At 63.9% G+C, this 19,396-nt stretch carries 11 protein-coding genes; 8 read left to right on the plus strand and 3 right to left on the minus strand.

The window, feature by feature from the left end:
• Window positions 1-30: 30 nt before the first annotated feature.
• The 8 genes from BN1233_RS34890 (at window position 31) to BN1233_RS34925 (ending at window position 15,233) form a co-directional block, all read left to right on the plus strand.
• On the plus strand, window positions 31-1,218 hold the full coding sequence (locus BN1233_RS34890; protein ID WP_046868265.1) for a UxaA family hydrolase: 1,188 nt from the start codon (window positions 31-33) through the stop codon (window positions 1,216-1,218).
• A 53-nt stretch (window positions 1,219-1,271) separates the two neighbouring features.
• Entirely contained in the window at window positions 1,272-2,393 is a 1,122-nt protein-coding gene (locus BN1233_RS34895) for a YeiH family protein (RefSeq protein WP_244471012.1), read from the plus strand.
• Window positions 2,394-2,460: 67 nt separating this feature from the next.
• Window positions 2,461-3,402, plus strand: coding sequence for a hydroxyacid dehydrogenase (locus tag BN1233_RS34900; protein WP_046868266.1), 942 nt, complete (start codon window positions 2,461-2,463; stop codon window positions 3,400-3,402).
• A gap of 5 nt (window positions 3,403-3,407) precedes the next feature.
• Window positions 3,408-4,403: an Ldh family oxidoreductase gene (locus BN1233_RS34905; protein ID WP_046868267.1), complete on the plus strand. Its 996-nt coding sequence runs from the start codon at window positions 3,408-3,410 to the stop codon at window positions 4,401-4,403.
• Between the two features lie 215 nt (window positions 4,404-4,618).
• Entirely contained in the window at window positions 4,619-10,408 is a 5,790-nt protein-coding gene (locus BN1233_RS34910; RefSeq protein WP_046868268.1) for a hybrid sensor histidine kinase/response regulator, read from the plus strand.
• Window positions 10,405-12,453 (plus strand): response regulator, encoded by a 2,049-nt coding sequence (locus tag BN1233_RS34915; RefSeq protein ID WP_046868269.1) that lies wholly within the window; start codon window positions 10,405-10,407, stop codon window positions 12,451-12,453. The genes BN1233_RS34910 and BN1233_RS34915 overlap by 4 nt, the downstream gene beginning before the upstream one ends.
• Window positions 12,454-12,548: 95 nt before the next feature.
• Window positions 12,549-13,181, plus strand: a complete 633-nt coding sequence (locus BN1233_RS34920) for a glutathione S-transferase family protein (RefSeq protein ID WP_046868270.1) — start codon at window positions 12,549-12,551, stop codon at window positions 13,179-13,181.
• A gap of 129 nt (window positions 13,182-13,310) precedes the next feature.
• Window positions 13,311-15,233, plus strand: coding sequence for a heavy metal translocating P-type ATPase (locus BN1233_RS34925; protein ID WP_046868418.1), 1,923 nt, complete (start codon window positions 13,311-13,313; stop codon window positions 15,231-15,233).
• A gap of 373 nt (window positions 15,234-15,606) precedes the next feature.
• Here BN1233_RS34925 and BN1233_RS34930 read toward each other — a convergent pair whose 3' ends face one another.
• Genes BN1233_RS34930 through BN1233_RS34940 form a run of 3 tightly spaced genes read right to left on the minus strand, consistent with a single transcriptional unit; the run spans window position 15,607 to window position 19,323 of the window.
• Window positions 15,607-17,265 carry an ABC transporter ATP-binding protein gene (locus BN1233_RS34930; RefSeq protein WP_425311775.1) on the minus strand — a complete coding sequence of 553 codons (1,659 nt, stop codon included), beginning with the start codon at window positions 17,263-17,265 and terminating at the stop codon, window positions 15,607-15,609.
• Window positions 17,262-18,395: an ABC transporter permease subunit gene (locus BN1233_RS34935; protein WP_046868271.1), complete on the minus strand. Its 1,134-nt coding sequence runs from the start codon at window positions 18,393-18,395 to the stop codon at window positions 17,262-17,264. The genes BN1233_RS34930 and BN1233_RS34935 overlap by 4 nt, the downstream gene beginning before the upstream one ends.
• A gap of 7 nt (window positions 18,396-18,402) precedes the next feature.
• Window positions 18,403-19,323, minus strand: a complete 921-nt coding sequence (locus BN1233_RS34940) for an ABC transporter permease subunit (protein ID WP_046868272.1) — start codon at window positions 19,321-19,323, stop codon at window positions 18,403-18,405.
• Between the last annotated feature and the right edge of the window lie 73 nt (window positions 19,324-19,396).

Here is a 19,396-nt window from a genome sequence, read left to right on the forward strand (position 1 = left end):
GGGGGGACCAACATCTTGATGGAGAGCCCGATGGCTCAGGCAAACGGAAACTCGAATCTGAAGTTCTGGGGTTGGCGCCGTGAGAACGGCCGCGTGGGTGTGCGCAATCATGTCGTGATCCTGCCACTCGACGACCTCTCGAACGCCGCATGTGAAGCGGTCGCCAACAACATCAAAGGAACTCTCGCGCTGCCGCACGCCTATGGGCGCCTTCAGTTCGGTGAGGACCTGGAGCTGCATTTCCGCACGCTCATCGGCACCGGCTCCAATCCGAACGTGGCCGCGGTGGTGGTGATCGGCATCGAGGAAAGCTGGACGCAGCGCGTTGTCGAGGGCATCGCCAAGACCGGAAAGCCGGTCACGGGCTTCGGCATCGAGGGCACCGGCGATCTCATGACGATCGCGAAGGCCTCGCGCGTCGCCAAGGACTATCTGCAATGGGCGTCCGAGCTGCAGCGTGAGGAATGCGACATCTCGGATCTGTGGGTATCGACGAAGTGCGGCGAGTCGGACACGACGACGGGCCTGTCGTCCTGCCCGACAGTCGGCAACATGTACGACAAGCTGATCCCGCAGGGCATCTATGGCTGCTTCGGCGAGACTTCGGAGATCACGGGCGCAGAGCATCTCTGCAAGGAACGTGCAGCCTCTCCGGAGATTGGCGAGAAGTGGTACAAGATGTGGAAGTCCTATCAGGACGACGTGATCGAGGCCCACAAGACCAATGATCTCTCCGACTCGCAGCCCACCAAGGGCAACATCGCGGGCGGGCTTACGACCATCGAGGAGAAGGCGCTCGGAAATCTCGAGAAGATCGGCCGCGAGTGCCGCTACATCGACGCACTCGAGCCCGCGGAAGCACCCGCGAAAGGACCCGGCCTTTACTATATGGACACCTCGTCGGCGGCCGCCGAGTGCGTCACCCTTATGGCGGCGGCCGGCTATGTCGTCCACACGTTCCCGACGGGGCAGGGCAACGTGATCGGCAACCCGATCGTTCCGGTCATCAAGATCAGCGGCAATCCGCGGACGGTGCGGACGATGTCCGAGCACATCGACCTTGACGTCTCGGGTGTGCTTCGTCGGGACATGACGATTCCGCAGGCTGGTGACGCGCTGATCGAGATGGTCGTGCGCACTGCCAACGGCCGCCTCACGGCCGCCGAGTCTCTGGGCCATCGCGAATTCGTCATGACGAAGCTCTATCGGAGCGCCTGACGCGCGACGTATCGACATCCGCGGGCGGCTCGACACCTCGTCGAGCCGCCCGTATGCCTTTCGAGTTCATCGCGGAACCTGCGAGCGCTGTCCGGATGCTCTTTCCTGCCCCATCGACTTCCGCTTCCGCCGGCCGTGTCGCCCCTGTCTTGCGGCGATTTGCGCCGGGCATTCTCCTCGCGTCGGGCGTTGCCGTAGCGGCGGCTCTGGCCGAGCCGGTCATCGCCGCCCTGTTCCGGTCACTCGGTGCGTCGTACCGGCTGCCCACGATCGTCATCGCTCTGGTGATCGGCATCGCTTTGCACCGCGTTGCCATACGGCCTGTTTTCGAGCCGGGGCTGGGCTGGTGCGTAAAGAGACTGCTGCGCTTCGCCATTGCCCTTCTCGGAGTGCGGATTGCGCTGAGCGACATCGTGGAACTCGGGGTCGGAACGGCGCTTCTCGTCATCGTCGCCATGGGCTGCACGCTGGTCGCCGGCGTCTATCTCGCGCGCTTCCTGAAGGTGACCGACGGCTATGGCACTCTGGCAGGCGCAGCGACTGCCGTCTGCGGAGCTTCGGCAACACTCGCTACGGCGACTGTCGTTCCGAACTATCCTCAGAAAGGCGCGGACGTGACGTTCACCGTCGTGGCAGCGAATGCCGTCTCGACGCTCGTGATGATTCTCTACCCGCCTCTCTGCATTGCTCTCGGGCTCAACACCGAGGCCACCGGGATTCTCCTCGGCGCCACGATCCACGACATGGCGCAGGTCGTGGGCGCGGGTTATGCCGTCTCGGAGCCGGTCGGCAATACCGCAGTCGTCGTGAAGCTCTTTCGCGTCTTCCTCCTCCTTCCCGTCGTCCTCGCCGTCGGTTGGTGGTTCATGCGGGCGAGTGGCGAGGCCGGAGAGGCGAAAGTCCCCGTGCCGGGCTTCGCGCTGGCGTTCCTGGCGCTTTGCCTCGTGAACAGCGCAGTGCCGCTCGTTCCCGCTCTGGTGCCCATCTATCAGCCCCTGAAAGCGATCATCGGAGAGGCCTCGACCTGGGGCCTGCTGATCGCCATCGCCGCGCTGGGACTCGGAACTTCACTCGCATCCCTGTTCCGGATCGGCTGGCGTCATATTGCGGTGTTCACCGGAACGACGATCGTCATCCTGACAATCGTCACGGCCGGACTGGCGGCCATGTTCTGAAGAACATGGCCGTGCCGAACATATCCATCGATGCGGCCGGACCGGCCGTACATTTCTGAGGGTGGTCATGGCGGACATCGTCATCAGCGAATTCATGGACGAGGAGGCTATTCGTGAAGGCCTCGCGGGGTTCGACGTTCTCTATGATCCGAAGCTCGTCGACGATTCCGACAGGCTCGCCGGCGCCGTCGGTCAGGCTCGCGCCCTGATCGTTCGCAATCGTACGCAGGTCCGTGCCCCGCTCCTGGCAGCCGCACCACGCTTGAGTGCGATCGGGCGCCTGGGAGTCGGGCTCGACAATATCGATGTCGACGCATGCAGCGCCCGGGACATCGCGGTTTTCCCGGCGACCGGCGCGAACGACGTCTCGGTCGCCGAATACGTGATCGCAACCGCAATGCTCCTGCTGCGCGGCGCCTATGCATCGACCCTAGAAGTGATTGCAGGCCGCTGGCCGCGCAATGCCCTGATCGGCCGCGAGATCATGGGAAAGCGTCTCGGTCTTGTGGGATTCGGCTCCATCGCTCGGGAGACTGGCAAGCGCGCTGCCGCTCTCGGGATGCGCGTCACGGCCTTTGATCCCTATGTGCCCGCCGGCAGCTCTGCCTGGTCGCAGCCTTGGGGCTCAGTCGAAGCCCGGCCACTCGACGCGCTCTTGAGCGAAAGTGACGTCGTCTCGCTTCATGTTCCACTGACGCCGGAAACACGAAATCTAATCGACGCTGCAGCCATCGCGCGGATGCGCAACAACGCCATTCTCATCAATGCGGCGCGGGGAGGCGTCGTCGACGAAGCCGCCCTCGCTGGCGCGCTCCGCAATGGCAGGCTGGGAGGCGCGGCACTCGACGTCTTCGCTGCCGAACCGGTCGATGCCGATCGAGGAGCCGTTTTCGCAGAGTGCCCCAATCTCGTGCTGACGCCACACATCGCTGGCGTCACCGAGGAATCGAACGTGCGCGTCTCGTGGGTCACCGTCGAAGCGGTTCGCAAGCACCTCAGCGGAGTCTGATCTCGATGCCTGTCGTCACGATCCCCGAAGCGGAATCGCTCGTCTTCGACGCTCTCGTCCGCTGCCGAACCAGCGATAAGAACGCGCGCAGCGTTGCGCGCGCGCTCGTCGCCGCCGAGGCGGACGGACTCAAAGGGCATGGGTTGTCGCGGGTGGCGACCTATGCCGCGCAGGCGCGGGTCGGCAAGATCGACGGTTTCGCAACACCGACATTCGACCGACCGCGCCCCGCGATCGTGGCCATCGATGCCGGTTACGGCTTCGCTTTCCCGGCCCTCGATCTGGCCCTGTCCGTGCTTCCCGATGTGGCACGGGAGCAGGGGCTCGCTGCCGCGCCGATCCGGCGCTCCCATCATTGTGGAGCCGCCGGCCACCCGGTCGAGCAACTCGCGGATCGGGGGCTCGTTGGGCTCCTCTTCGCGAACACGCCTGCCGCCATGGCCCCGTGGGGCGGTTCGGTCGGCATATTTGGGACGAACCCGATCGCGTTCGCCTGTCCGCTCCCCCGCCGCGCGCCGATCGTCATCGATCTCTCGCTCTCCAAGGTGGCGAGGGGCAACATCCTGGCCGCGAAACAGCGGGGTGAGAGCATCCCGGAAGGCTGGGCACTCGACGCCGCCGGTCGGTCGACGACCGATCCGGACGAGGCGCTCGGGGGAACGATGGTCCCGCTCGGGGATGCAAAGGGCACTGCTCTGGCGCTCATGGTCGAGCTTCTGGCAGCCGGGCTTACGGGGGCACGCTTCGCCTCTGAGGCATCGTCGTTCCTGGACGACAAGGGAGACCCGCCAGGGACCGGGCAACTCCTTCTCGCGTTCGACCCTGTCGGGCTCGGCGGCGAGGAGGCCTTGGCGCGTTGCGCAATGCTCGCCGAGGCGATCGAGGGTCAGGCGGGAGCCCGCCTCCCCGGAAGCCGCCGACTGGAGCTGCGCAGGAAGGCACAGGAAGCCGGCCTCGATGTCACTGACCAGCTTCTGGCTTCGATCCGCGCACTCTCCTGAGCGGTAATCCACTTCCGGAGCCGCTCGGCGGCGGGCCAATGGGCGCCCGCGGCGCCGCAGAAATGACAAAAAGTTTGCTCGCCCTGGGAACTCCGGCGTAGGAGGCACGTTGCCCTACGCCGTCGTGTCTCCATGACCCTCAAGAATGGGGCTGGTCCGACGCGTGCGTAGGGGAGCCGGCCGCCGAGGTCCGGCGAGTGCGGATGGGGGACCAAATGCCACAGATTGAATCGGCTGGGCCGCAGCTGGAACAGAAGCTGCTTCTCAAGGCCTTGCGCGCGTTCCGAAAGGGCGACTTCTCGGTCCGCCTTCCGCTGGATCTGACGGGAATCGACGGCGAAATCGCCGAAGCCTTCAACGACGTCGTCGAGTTGAATGCAGGCCTGGCCCGCGAGCTGGATCGCGTGGCGAAGTCGGTCGGCAAGGATGGACAGATCGGTGAGCGCTGCAAGCTTCCCCAGGCACGCGGCTGCTGGAGCGAATGTGTCGATTCCGTCAATTCGCTGGTCACGGATCTCGTTCAGCCGACTACCGAAGTCGCCCGCGTGATCGGGGCCGTGGCCAAGGGCGATCTCGGCCAAGCCATGCAGCTCGAGATCGAAGGGCGCCCACTGCGCGGGGAATTCCTTCGGATCGGCAAGGTCGTGAACACAATGGTCGGTCAGCTCGGCTCGTTCGCGAGCGAGGTCAGCCGGGTCGCGAAGGAAGTCGGCATCGAGGGAAAGCTGGGCGGTCAGGCCCAGGTCAAAGGCGTTGCCGGTACCTGGAAGGACCTCACCGACAACGTGAACATGATGGCCGCCAATCTGACGGGTCAGGTGCGCAATATCGCCGAAGTGACGACGGCCGTCGCGAATGGCGATCTCTCGAAGAAGATCACCGTCGACGTGAAGGGCGAGATGCGGGAGCTGAAGGACACCATCAACACGATGGTGGACCAGCTCAACTCCTTCGCGTCCGAGGTGACGCGTGTCGCGCGCGAGGTCGGCACGGAGGGCAAGCTCGGAGGCCAAGCCCAGGTGACAGGCGTCGGGGGAACGTGGAAGGACCTCACCGACAACGTGAACATGATGGCCGCCAATCTGACGAGCCAAGTGCGCGGAATCGCCGAGGTCGTGACCGGCGTCGCAGAAGGGAACCTGACACGCAAGCTGACGGTCGAGGCAAAAGGCGAGATTGCCGCCCTGGGCGAGACCATGAACGGCATGATCGATACCCTCGCGACCTTCGCCGATCAGGTCGTGAACGTGGCGCGCGAGGTGGGAATCGAGGGCAAGCTCGGCGGACAGGCGCGCGTGCCCGGTGCGGCGGGCCTCTGGCGAGATCTTACTGACAACGTGAACATGATGGCGGCGAACCTGACGGGTCAGGTGCGCAATATCGCCGAAGTGACGACGGCCGTCGCGAATGGCGATCTCTCGAAGAAGATCACCGTCGACGTGAAGGGCGAGATGCGGGAGCTGAAGGACACCATCAACACGATGGTGGACCAGCTCAACTCCTTCGCGTCCGAGGTGACGCGTGTCGCGCGCGAGGTCGGCACGGAGGGCAAGCTCGGAGGCCAAGCCCAGGTGACAGGCGTCGGGGGAACGTGGAAGGACCTCACCGACAACGTGAACATGATGGCGGCGAACCTGACAGGTCAGGTGCGCAACATCGCCGAGGTGACAACGGCCGTAGCAAACGGCGATCTCTCGAAGAAGATCACCGTCGACGTTCGGGGAGAACTCCTCGAACTCAAGAATACCATCAATACGATGGTGGACCAGCTCAACTCCTTCGCCTCAGAGGTGACGCGTGTCGCGCGCGAGGTCGGCACGGAGGGCAAGCTCGGAGGCCAAGCCCAGGTGACGGGTGTCGGCGGCGTCTGGAAAGGCCTGACCGACAACGTGAACATGATGGCGGCGAACCTGACCGGCCAGGTTCGCAACATCGCGGAGGTGACGACGGCCGTCGCGAATGGTGATCTCTCGAAGAAGATCACCGTCGACGTTCGGGGAGAACTCCTCGAACTCAAGAATACCATCAATACGATGGTGGACCAGCTCAACTCCTTCGCCTCAGAGGTGACCCGCGTCGCCAAGGAGGTGGGATCGGAGGGCAAGCTCGGTGGGCAGGCTCAGGTCAAAGGCGTCGGCGGCACCTGGAAAGGCCTCACCGACAACGTGAACCTCATGGCCGCCAATCTGACCGGGCAGGTCCGTGGGATCGCCGAGGTGGTGACGGCCGTTGCCCAAGGTGATCTTTCCAAGAAGATCACCGTTCTCGTCGAGGGCGAGATGCTGGAGCTGAAATCGACCATCAACACGATGGTGGACCAGCTGAACTCGTTTGCCTCCGAGGTGACCCGCGTTGCCCGCGAGGTCGGCACGGAGGGAAAGCTCGGCGGGCAGGCCCAGGTGACGGGCGTCGGCGGAACGTGGAAGGACCTGACCGACAACGTGAACATGATGGCCGCCAATCTGACCGGCCAGGTTCGCAACATCGCCGATGTGACGACTGCCGTCGCGAACGGAGATCTCTCAAAGAAGATCACCGTGGACGTGAAGGGCGAGATGCTGGAATTGAAGTCGACCATCAACACGATGGTCGATCAGCTCAATTCCTTTGCGTCCGAGGTTACGCGGGTCGCGCGTGAGGTCGGCACGGAAGGGAAGCTCGGCGGGCAGGCCCAGGTCAAAGGCGTGGGCGGCACCTGGAAGGACCTCACGGACAACGTGAACATGATGGCGGCGAACCTGACGGGTCAGGTTCGCAACATCGCCGAGGTCACGACGTCGGTCGCCAGCGGGGATCTCTCGAAGAAGATCACCGTGGACGTCAAAGGCGAGATGCTTGAGCTCAAGAACACCATCAACACGATGGTGGACCAGCTCAACTCGTTTGCCTCCGAGGTCACACGCGTCGCGAAGGAAGTCGGCACGGAAGGCAAGCTCGGCGGCCAGGCGCGCGTGGAAGGCGTCTACGGGATCTGGCGGGATCTGACCGACAACGTGAACCAGCTTGCCGCCAACCTGACCAATCAGGTTCGTGCAATCGCCGAAGTGGCGACGGCCGTGACCCGGGGCGATCTGACCCGCTCGATCACGGCAGAAGCGCTCGGCGAGCTTGCAGCCCTGAAAGACAACATCAACGAGATGATCCGCAATCTGCGTGATACGACGCAGAAGAACGCGGAGCAGGACTGGCTGAAGACCAATCTCGCCAGGTTCACGCGGATGCTGCAAGGCGAACGCGATCTCGTGACGGTCTCGAACCTAATCCTGTCCGAAATCGCACCTCTGGTGAATGCGCAACGGGGCGTATTCTACAGCGTGAACAACGATGCCGGGGAGCCCGCGCTCGAACTCGTGGCATCTTACGCCTTTACCGAGCGCAAGAACCTCTCCAACCGCTTCCGGCTTCGCGAAGGTCTCGTCGGCCAAGTTGCGTATGAGAAAAAGCGCATCCTTCTGACGAATGTCCCGCCGGACTATATCACGATCAGCTCGGCTCTCGGGGAAGCCCCGCCGCTCAATATCATCGTCCTACCGGTGCTCTTCGAGCAGGAGGTGAAGGCCGTCATCGAGCTTGCATCCTTCAGCCGCTTCTCGGACACGCACCAATCCTTCCTGGACCAGCTGACCGAGTCGATCGGGATCGTGCTCAACACGATTGCCGTCAACATGCGGACAGAAGGACTCCTGAGGCAGTCGCAACTCCTGACCACGGAGCTACAGAGCCAGCAGGAGGAGCTCAAGAAGACGAACGACCGGCTCGAGCAGCAGGCTGCAAGCCTGCGCGAGTCGGAGGAACTCCTGCGGCAGCAGCAGGAGAAGCTCCAGCGCACGAACGAGGAGCTGGAGGACAAGGCCGGGCTGCTCGAGCTGCAGAAGCAGGAGGTCGAGGAAAAGAATCGCGAGGTTTCCATCGCGAAGACCGCTCTCGAGGAGAAGGCGGAGCAGCTCTCTCTCACTTCGCGCTACAAGTCACAGTTCCTGGCCAACATGAGCCACGAACTCCGGACGCCGCTCAACTCCCTGCTGATCCTCTCCAAGCTCCTGTCGGAGAATCCCGACGGGAATCTTACGGAGAAGCAGCGCGACTTCGCCAAGACGATTCACGCAGCCGGATCCGATCTCCTCGCTCTCATCAACGACATCCTCGACCTTTCGAAGATCGAGTCGGGCACCGTCTCTCTCGAGGTCTCCACCGTGTCCCTCGGAGAGCTTACCTCGCATATGGATCGCACGTTCCGGCAGGTGGCGGAGGAGCAGCATCTCGACTTCCATATCGAGATCGATCCAAGCCTTCCCGGAACAGTCAGGACGGATTCGAAGCGCCTGCAGCAGGTGCTGCGCAATCTTCTGTCCAACGCCTTCAAGTTCACGGAGAAGGGCGGGGTCACCCTCAAGATCGGAACCGCCGAAGGATCGCCGCTGCGCGCAGGCACGGAATGGCTGGCTTTCTCGGTGATCGATACCGGGATCGGAATTCCCGAGGACAAGCAGCGCATCATCTTCGAGGCTTTCCAGCAAGCCGACGGCACGACGAGCCGCAAATATGGCGGCACGGGGCTCGGGCTGGCGATCAGCCGCGAGATCGCGCGCCTCTTGGGCGGAGAGCTCGTGGTCTCGAGCGCACCCGGCCGCGGCTCTACGTTCTCGCTCTACCTGCCGGTCCAGCCGCCGGCGACACAGGTCGAAAGCCATGGCCGGACGATCGATGGGCCGATTTCACTGGCCCGTCCCGATGCCCCGAAGGCTCTCTCGGCATCAGCGGACGATCGGCATGCGATCTCGCCGGGTGACCATGTCGTTCTGGTCATTGAGGACGACGCCATGTTCGCGTCGGTCCTGTTGGAGATCGCGCGGGAGCAGGGCTTCAAGGGGCTGATCGCGACCGATGGCGCCGCGGCCCTGGCCCTGGCGAACAGGTACAAGCCCGACGCGATCACCCTCGATCTCGGCCTGCCCGACATGGATGGCTGGGCTCTGCTGGACCTGTTCAAGCACGACCCGCGCACCCGGCATATTCCGATCCATGTCATCTCCGTCGATGACCAGCGCAAGCGCGGTCTCCGAGCCGGAGCCTTCGGCTTCCTGGAGAAGCCAGTCGACCGGGACGCACTGCTGGCAGCCCTGTCACGGACGAAGGACTTCATCTATCGTCCCATCAAGGATCTCCTCCTCGTGGAGGATGATCCCAATCAGCGCATGAGCATCGCGGAGTTGCTCGGTGACGGAGGCGTCTCGGTGACGGGCGTTGAAACGGCGGAGCAGGCGCTCGAGGCCCTTAATGCGCGCCGGTTCGACTGCGCCATCATCGATCTCGGGTTGCCCGACATGCCCGGCATCGAGCTGATCGAGCGGATGCGCAAGGTGCAGGGTGGGGAGGAGATCCCGATCATCGTCTATACTGGCCTGGAACTCTCGAAGATCCAGGAGCGCACGCTCGAGCGGATGGCGTCGACGATCATCGTGAAAGGGGACGGATCCTCCGAGCGCCTGCTCGAGGAGACCGCTCTGTTTCTGCACCGGGCACTTGCGGAGATTCCGCAGAGCCAGCAGATCATCGTTCCCCGGCACGACACCTCCTCGCTTGAGGGACGTACCATTCTGATCATCGACGATGATGTGAGAAACATCTTCTCGCTCACCAGCGCTCTCGAGCAGCACGGAATGAAAACCGTCTTTGCGGAGAATGGACGGGACGGCATCGAGACGCTCGAGAGGACGCCTGACATCGACGCCGTGCTCGTCGATATCATGATGCCGGAGATGGACGGCTACGAAACCATGAGAGCGATCCGGGGCATCCCGCGCCACGAGGATCTGCCGCTTATCGCCGTGACCGCCAAGGCCATGAAGGGTGATCGTGAGAAGTGCCTCGAAGCGGGGGCATCCGACTATGTCTCCAAGCCGGTCGATATCGATCAACTTCTGGCCGTGCTGCGGGTCCAGCTTGGAGCAAGCCGATCCGCGATTGCGGCGAACGGGTCCGCGGAGGATGAGTTGCGGATATGACCGATCTGACGGAGTGGCAGGGCGGTTCGGTCGATCCTGCTCTGCCGCGACCCCTGGTTCCTCCGCTTGGGCTCGTTACGGCCAAAATCCTCATCGTCGATGATGATCCGAAAAACCTGCTCGCAGTGGAGGAGATGCTCCGTGCGCCGGGGCTCGAGATCGTCACGGCCCAGTCCGGTGAGGCGGCCCTGCGCTGTGTCCTGCGCGACGATTTCGCAGTCATCCTTCTCGATGTGCAGCTACCGAGCATGGATGGCTACGAGGTTGCCACCCTGATCCGGGGACGGCCGAAGACCTCACGCGTGCCGATCATCTTTCTCACCGCCTATAACAAGGAGGATCTGCACGTCTTCCGTGGGTATACGGCGGGTGCGGTCGATTACGTCTTCAAGCCGATCGAGCCGATCATCCTGAAGTCGAAGGTCAACGTCTTCGTCGACCTGTTTCGCAAGACCGAGGAAATTCGCCGGCAGGGTGAGGAGGAACGGCGCCTTCTCATGGAGAACCTGCGGGTGCGCAGCGAAAAACTCCGGGCTGAGCAGGATCTCCGTCGGCGCGAGGAACACCAGTCCATCGTCCTGCGATCTCTGCCAGTCGCCCTTTACACGGCAGGTCTCGGCAACGATCGGCGCAAGCTTCGGTTCACGAACCCGAAGATCAAGGACATCACCGGCTTTTCTCCTGCAGCGTTCTTCGAGGACGAGAGCTTTTGGGAGTCACGACTGCATCCGGATGATCGGGAGCGGGTTCTCGGCCAGCTCGCCTCGGCCGAACAGGACGACTCGCTGGCGATCGAGTATCGATGGCGCTGCGCAGATGACGTCGACCGCCACTTCCTCGATCAGACGGTCCTGATCCGCGACGAGAGCGGCAGGCCACGCGAGTATTTCGGCCTCTGGTTCGATGTCAGCGAGCGGAAGCAACTCGAACAGAAGCTTCTGCATGCGAGCAAGTTAGAAGCCGTGGGTCGGTTGACGGGCGGAATCGCACACGACTTCAACAACATGCTGAGCGTGGTGATCGGGAATCTCGATCTTCTCCAGAGGAGCATCGAGGGTAACGAGAAGGCTCTTCGGCGGACACGACTCGCCATGGACGGCGCCCAGCGCTGTGCGGATCTCACTCACCGGCTGCTCGCCTTCTCGCGCCGCCAGCCCCTGCAAGCCACCGTGCTCGACCTGAAGGCACTCATGCCGGGATTGCTCGAATTGATGCAGCGGACTCTCGGGGAACGGATCAGGGTCCAGCTGGAATCGAGCGACGACCTGTGGCCCGTCCGGGTTGATCGCGTCCAGCTCGAAGCAGGGCTGATCAACCTCGCCGTCAATGCGCGGGACGCCATGACCGAGGGCGGCGACCTGCAGATCAGGCTGGAGAACAAGGTGTTTCCCGAGGCCGAGGATCCGGGCGGAGAATGCGTGATGATCTCCGTCACGGATACCGGGGAGGGCATGTCGCCGGAGGTAAAGCAGCGCGTCTTCGAACCATTCTTCACCACGAAGGAGAGCGGAAAGGGAACAGGCCTCGGGCTCTCGATGGTCTATGGTTTCATTCAGCAATCTGGCGGCCGCGTCGAGCTCGAGAGCGCGCCGGGACAGGGCACCACGATCCGCCTTATCCTTCCACGGGCGGTGGGTGAGGTGGATCGCGCCATGGAGCCTGTCGCAGACGTTGCGGAGCCGTTCGGCCAGGGGCGCAAGGTCCTCGTGGTCGAAGACGACCCGGCCGTCCGCCAGGTTGCCGTCTCGACCCTCAAGTCGCTCGGATTCCAGGTGCAGGAGGCCGAAACCGGGGATGATGCAGCGCGCCTGCTGCAACGCGACGGCGAGATCCTGCTCGTGCTGAGCGACGTGCGAATGCCGGGAGACATGACCGGTATCGACCTCGCTCGGCTCGTCAGGCAGGAGAGGCCGTCCGTGCGCGTGCTGCTCACGACCGGATATGTCGAAGGCGATTCGACGGTCGACGACGTGGACCTGCTCTACAAGCCGTATCGCGCCAACGATCTGGCAGAAAAGATCCAGTCGCTCCTCCGCGCCGCCTGACGGACAGGGCTGGCTCGCCTCGATCGAGGAGGACGGGGCCGAGCCGGGAGGCTATATCGGCCTCCCGCCCTGAAAGGGCTGTCCGGTCAGGCGTCATGATTCTCCATTACTACCCCGGCAATGCGAGCCTTCTGCCCCATTTCATGCTGCGTGAGATCGGCAGGCCTTTCGAACTGCGCCTCGTCGATCGCACTCGGAACGAGCAAAAATCGGCCGAATATCTCCAGCTCAATCCGGGTGGGCTCATCCCGACGCTCGTCGACGGAAGTCTCGTCCTGTTCGAGACCGCGGCGATCGCACTGCATCTCGCGGACAAGTACCCGGATGCCGGCCTTGCACCGCCTTTCGGCTCGTCCGACCGAGCCCAGTTCTACAAGTGGATGGTTCATCTCACGAACACGCCTCAGGCCGAGTTCCGGGCCTGGTTCTATCCCCACGAGCATGTCAGCGACGAAGCCGCAGCGCCGAGCGTGAAGGCGGCCGCCGAAATCCGCCTTCAGGCCATGTTCGCGCGGATCGAGGCGCAACTGGGCGAAGGGCCCTGGCTTTTGGGTGAGCGCTTCTCCGCCGCGGATCTGTTCCTGTTCATGCTGATCCGATGGGGGCGTTCCATGGAAGTTCCGCCGCGCAGCCGTGCAGGGCTGATGGCGCTCGCGGAACGGGTCCTCGAGCGTCCCGCCGTCCAGGAAACGCTTGCGGCCGAAGGTATCGAATCGCCCTTCGTATAGAGCCTTCGAGGGGCTCAGGGGTCGAACATCCCGGCCAAGCCGATAGAGTCGACCCTCACCGCACGGCTCGTTGCCCCCAGCCGCGTCCGGTGCCCAAGTCCATCACCGATGGCTTCCGTCGAGGCGATCATGCTCCTTCAAGACCTGCAACAGCGCGTGCGCCCCGTCCTCGTCGGCATTCCCGCCCTTGGACTTCTTGCAGGATTCCTGGCTCGCCTCCTCGGCTATGGCGGATTGGCTCCGGCAATCTGGGTCGCGGCAACGATCCCGGTGCTGCTCGTCCTGCTTGCGGAGATCGTTACGAGCCTGAGGCGGGGCGACTTCGGGCTGGACGTCGTCGCTGCACTGTCGATGACGGCAGCGCTCATATTCGGCGAGGAGCTCGCGGCCGTCGTGGTCGCTCTGATGTATTCGGGCGGCCAGTACCTGGAGAGTTTCGCCGAGGGGCGTGCGCGTCGGGAGATGACCGCTCTTCTGTCACGGGTTCCCCGGACGGCGATGCGGCACCGCGACGACGGCCTGGAAGAAATTGCGCTGGACGCGATCGACGCAGGTGATCGCCTGCTCATCCGACGCGGAGACGTCGTTCCGGTCGACGGCACGGTCGCGTCCAGAGTTGCGGTCCTCGACGAATCCGCTTTGACCGGCGAGGCGCTGCCGGTCCAGCATCGGGCCGGTGAGGCCGTCATGAGCGGGTCAGCGAATGCCGGCGATGCCTTCGACCTGACGGCCTCCCGCCGCGCCTCGGACAGCACTTTCGCGGGCATTATCCGGCTCGTCGAGCAGGCGCAACGCTCCAGGGCGCCGATGGCCCGCCTCGCCGACCGCTACGCCATGGGCTTTCTCGTCGTCACGGTCGCCATTGCCTCCGCGGCCTGGTTTCTCACGGGAGATCCAATCCGGGCCGTTGCCGTGCTCGTCGTAGCGACCCCGTGCCCGCTCATCCTGGCCGTCCCGGTAGCCCTCGTCTCGGGGCTCTCCAGGGCCGCGCGACACGGCATCCTGATCAAGGGTGGCAAGGCGCTCGAGGTCATGTCCGGCATACGCGCAGTCGTTCTAGACAAGACCGGAACCCTGACGGATGGCAGGCCTCGTCTGGTTTCCACCGAAGTCGCACCCGGTATCGAGCCGGACGAGCTTCTCATGATCGCCGCGTCTCTCGAGCAGGCTTCGCATCACACGATTGCCCAGACCATCGTCGCTGGAGCTCGCGCGAGGGGCATGACGCTCGCCACACCGTCAGATGTGGCGGAGACCCCTGGCGAAGGGGTCGAGGGGCGGGTGCAGGGCTATCACGTGATCGTCGGCGGCCTGAGCTTCGTGAGCGGCAAGCTCGGTATTTCGGAAACGTCGCTCGGGATCGCTGCGGGAACGCCGGGATCCGTCATGGTTGCGGTAGCAATCGAGGGAAGGCTGGCGGGAGTGCTCGTTCTCGCGGACGAGCTTCGGGCGGGCACCGAGACTTTCCTGGCCCGGCTGCGGACGTTCGGCGTGGAGCGCATCGTGCTCGCAACCGGCGACCGGCAGGATGTCGCAAGGGAGGTGACAAGAGGTCTTCCCTTCGACGCGGTCCGGGCAGACCTGACGCCGGATCAGAAGGTCACGACCATCCTCTCCGAGAGGAAAAACGGGCCGGTCATGATGATCGGTGACGGCGTGAACGATGCTCCCGCCTTGGCCGCAGCCGATCTCGGCGTTGCGATGGGCTCGCGCGGTGCCGCGGCCTCGGCGGAGGCCGCCGATGTCGTTCTCCTCGTCGACCGGCTGAATGCCGTCCTGCCTGGGCTCGAGATCGCCCGCCGCTCACGCCGGATCGCTCTGGAGAGCGTCTACGGCGGCATCGGCCTCTCGGTTCTTGGGATGATCGCCGCCGCCTTCGGCCACATCACCCCGGTGCAAGGAGCATTGATCCAGGAGGCTATCGACATCGCCGTCATTCTCAATGCCCTGAGGGCGCTGCAGGACAAACCAGCGAGTGGACATTCTCTATCACCGGACCAGATAGCCGGCCGGGAACGGCACAGCGCAGCCCAGAATGCGAATCTGGTCTGAGCATTGGAATGTATCTGGTGGGATGAGTGATTATGTGACTCGTGACAGCGAGCGGAGTGAAATCATTCAGCGGCGCATCCGTCGGCGGGTAGATTGCTTCGCCTGCGGCTCGCAAGGACGGAGGTGCGGCGGGACGGGCAGTGCATCACGCCTCCTCGCAAGGACGAAGTGCGGCGGAAGCGGCGGTGCATCGCGCCTGCGGCGCGCAAGGACTGGGCGGGTCCGGTGCTACTCCGGTTCCGGCCCTGCACCTCCCGCCCTCATACCCTCTTCGTCATTGCGAACGAAGTGAAGCAATCCAGACCATCGCATCAGAATGGATTGCTGCGCCTGCAGCCCGCATGACGAAACAGTGTCGAACCCGTACCGTTGATCAGGACGGGACCGCCTCACGGCCCGACCGATTCTCATTCAGAAATGCCGCGGCAATCAGCGCGCGAGTGTAGTCTTCCCTCGGGCTGTCGAAGATCTGGTCGACCGGCCCTCGTTCGACGATCTTGCCGCTCTTCATCACGAGGATCTCGTCCGAGAGCGCACGCACGACGGCGAGGTCGTGGCTGATGAACACGTAGGCGAGTCCGTGCGCTTGCTGGAGATCGCGCAGGAGAACGACGATCTCCTTCTGGACGGAGCGGTCGAGCGCCGAGGTCGGCTCGTCGAGCACCACGAGCTTCGGGTGAAGGATCATCGTGCGTGCAATCGCGATACGCTGCCTTTGCCCGCCGGAGAATTCATGCGGAAAGCGATTGCGCCAAGCGGGGTCGAGCCGGACTTCCTCGAAAGCTTTCGCAGCCCGCCGATCCCGTTCGCGACGCGAGATTCCCGGCTCGTGAACGAGCAATCCCTCGGTGACGATCTCGCCGGCGGTCATGCGGGGCGACAGAGAGCCGAACGGGTCCTGAAAGACGATCTGAAGCTTTCGCCGAAGCGGTCGCATGTCACTTCGGCTGAGCGGCATCAGGTTCCGATCCTCGAAGCGTATGAGGCCCGAGGCAGGCTGCAACCGCAGGATCGCGCGGCCGAGGGTGGATTTCCCCGAGCCGGATTCGCCGACGACTCCGATCGTCTCGCCGGCCCTTACGTGGAGATCGACACCGTCGACCGCCCTCAGGATGTGATGGTGCCGGCCGAAAAGCCCCGAGGAGAGATCGAACGTGACCTCGATGTTGCGCGCATCGAGCACGACGGGGCTGTTGGTCGGTGACTGCTCTTTCGTTCCGCTCGGCTCCGCATTGATCAGCATGCGCGTATAGGCATGCTGCGGGGTTGCAAACAAAGCTTCCGTCTTGCCATGTTCCACGACCGTGCCGCCGCGCATCACGTAGGTCCGATCCGCGATGCGCCGAACGACGCCGAGGTCGTGGGTGATGAACACGATCGCCATGTCGAGGCGCTTCTGCAGGTCGGCGAGCAGTTCGAGGATGCGCGCCTGTACGGTCACGTCGAGCGCCGTGGTCGGCTCGTCGGCAACCAGCACGTCAGGCCTGTTGGCCAGGGCCATTGCCATCATCACGCGCTGGCGCTGCCCGCCGGAGAGCTCGTGCGGATAGGAATCGATACGGCGCCGGGGATCGGCAATCCGCACCAGATCCAGCAATTCGATCGCGCGCTCGCGGGCATCCCTTCGGCCGAGACCGCCATGGGTGATGAGCGGCAGCGCGAGCTGATCGCCGATCCGGTAGAGCGGATCGAGCGACGTCATCGGTTCCTGGAAGATCATCGTCAGCTTCGAGCCGCGATACCGGTTCAGGCGATTTGCCGGCAGGCCGATGAGTTCCTCGCCACGATACCGGACCGATCCTTCCGCCCAGCCGTTCGAGGCAAGGAGGCCCATGACGGACATCACCGTCTGACTTTTTCCGGAACCGGACTCGCCGACGATCGCGATCGTTTCGCCGGAGCGCACGTCGAAGTCCACGCCCTTGACCGCATGAAGCACGCCGTCGCCGGTGCGAAAGCGAACGTGAAGACCCCGTACCGACAGGATCGGCTCGGCTTCGATCGCCGTCTGGTCGGATCCCATTGCCGTCATCGGTCTCTCGGATCGAGGGCGTCCCGGAGGCCATCGCCGATGAAGTTCAAGGCCAGCAGGGTCACGACGAGGAATAGCGATGGGTAGATCAGCATGAAGGTCGCGCCCTGGATGTTCTTCGCGCCGTCCGCAATGAGCACGCCCCAGCTCGACCACGGCTCCTGAACGCCGAGCCCCAGGAAGGACAGGAAGCTCTCGAGGAGGATCACCTTCGGGACCAGGAGAGTCATGAAGACGACCACCGGCCCGAGGGTGTTCGGGATGACGTGCCGACGGATGATGCCTCGCGTCTCGACCCCCAGGGCTTCGGCGGCCTGCACGTATTCCTGCCGCTTGATCGAGAGCGTCTGCCCGCGCACGATCCGGGCCATGTCGAGCCACTCGACGGCGCCGACGGCCAGGAACATCAGGATGAAGTTCCGGCCGAAGAAGACGACCAGCATGATCACGAAGAAGATGAAGGGCAGCGAATAGAGGATGTCGACGATCCTCATCATCACCATGTCGACGCGGCCCCCGAGATAACCCGAGGTCGCGCCGTACACGACGCCGATCACGAGCGCCACGAGGGTCGCCAGGAGCCCGATCGAGAGCGAGATCCGGCCCGCGAAGAGCGTACGGGTCAGGAGATCGCGCCCGTTGGTGTCCGTTCCGAAGAAGAAGTAGTTGCGCTCGATCGGCACCTCGACGGTTAGGCGCCGGCCCTCGTCGGCCCTTTCGACCACGCGCGCCGGACCGAATAGGTCAGATCGGTCGAAATAGGCGAGGCCCCGCTCGTCGATCGGCCGTTGACCTACCAGAACCACGCGGACGAGATCGCCGGAGATCGAGATCGATTCCGGGCGGCCGCGAACCCGCGAGCCGATCCGCTCGATGGCAGGTGCGATATCCTCGTCCCTCGGATAGGCGGTCAGGCTCGCAGGAGTTCGACTGTAATCAGTGTAGACTTGGTCGAAGCGGTGGCCGGTGATTTCGGGGCCGACGATGCAGGCGATCGTGATGAGCAGGAGCGCGACCATGCTCGCGACGGCCGCCTTGTTTCGGAAGAGCCGCGCACGCGCATCAGCCCAGAGCGATCGTCCCAGTGTGGCTTCGACATCGGTCGTGTGGAGCGCGAACCCTTCGGCCATGGCAGCGTCAGTCGAAGCGGACGCGCGGGTCGAGCAGCGCGTAAAGGATGTCGACCACAAGGTTGAACACCAGGATGAAGACCGCGACGACGACGACCGTCCCCATCACGAGGGTATAGTCGCGGTTGAGAGCAGCCTCCGAGAAGTATCGGCCGATCCCAGGCAATCCGAAGATCGTCTCGACCACGATGGATCCCGTCAGGAGCGCCGCAGCCGCCGGACCGAGATAGGAGACGACCGGAAGAGCGGCGCCGCGGAGCGCGTGGCGCAGGATTACCGAGGTCGGGAGCCCCAGGGAGCGCAAGGTGCGGATATGATTCGAGCGGAGCGTCTCGATCATGGCGGCGCGCGTCATCCTGGCAATGACAGCGATCTGCGGCAATGCAAGGACGAGAACTGGCATGACGAGATTCTGCGGGGCGCCGCCGTTCCAGCCTGCCACCGGGAGCCAGGCGAGGGAAAGGCCGAGAATGATCTGCAGCACCGGCGCGACCACGAAGGTCGGAATCGTCAGGCCAAAGGTGCCGAGGCCGGTTACCGCATAATCGACCACGCTGTTCTGGCGGAAAGCCGCGATCGATCCCAGTGCGCCGCCGATGGGAATGGCGAGTCCGAGCGCCAGCGAACCGATCGTCATGGAGACCGGCAAGCCCTGTGCGAGCAGTTCCCCGACGGAGAAGTCGCGCATGATGAACGAGGGACCGAAATCCCCACGCAAAATCGAGCCGAGATAGAGGAGATATTGCTCGAAGAGCGAGCGATCGAGCTTGTAGATCCGGTTCAGGTTCTCCATCACCTTCGCCTCGAGCGGACGCTCGAGATCGAAGGGGCCGCCGGGGGCGAGACGGATCAAAAAAAAGGAGATCGTAACGATCGCAAAGAGCGTCGGCACGGCTGACAGGAGTCGGCGAAGAATGAAGGAGAGCACGCGCCTTCCGTCGCTCCTCTGATGCTCGCGATCGGGGAGGACCGGTCGCAAAAGGGAGCGGGCGCAGAGGCGC

Origin of the sequence: Microvirga massiliensis, from assembly GCF_001006805.1 — a bacterium.
GTDB lineage: Bacteria > Pseudomonadota > Alphaproteobacteria > Rhizobiales > Beijerinckiaceae > Microvirga > Microvirga massiliensis.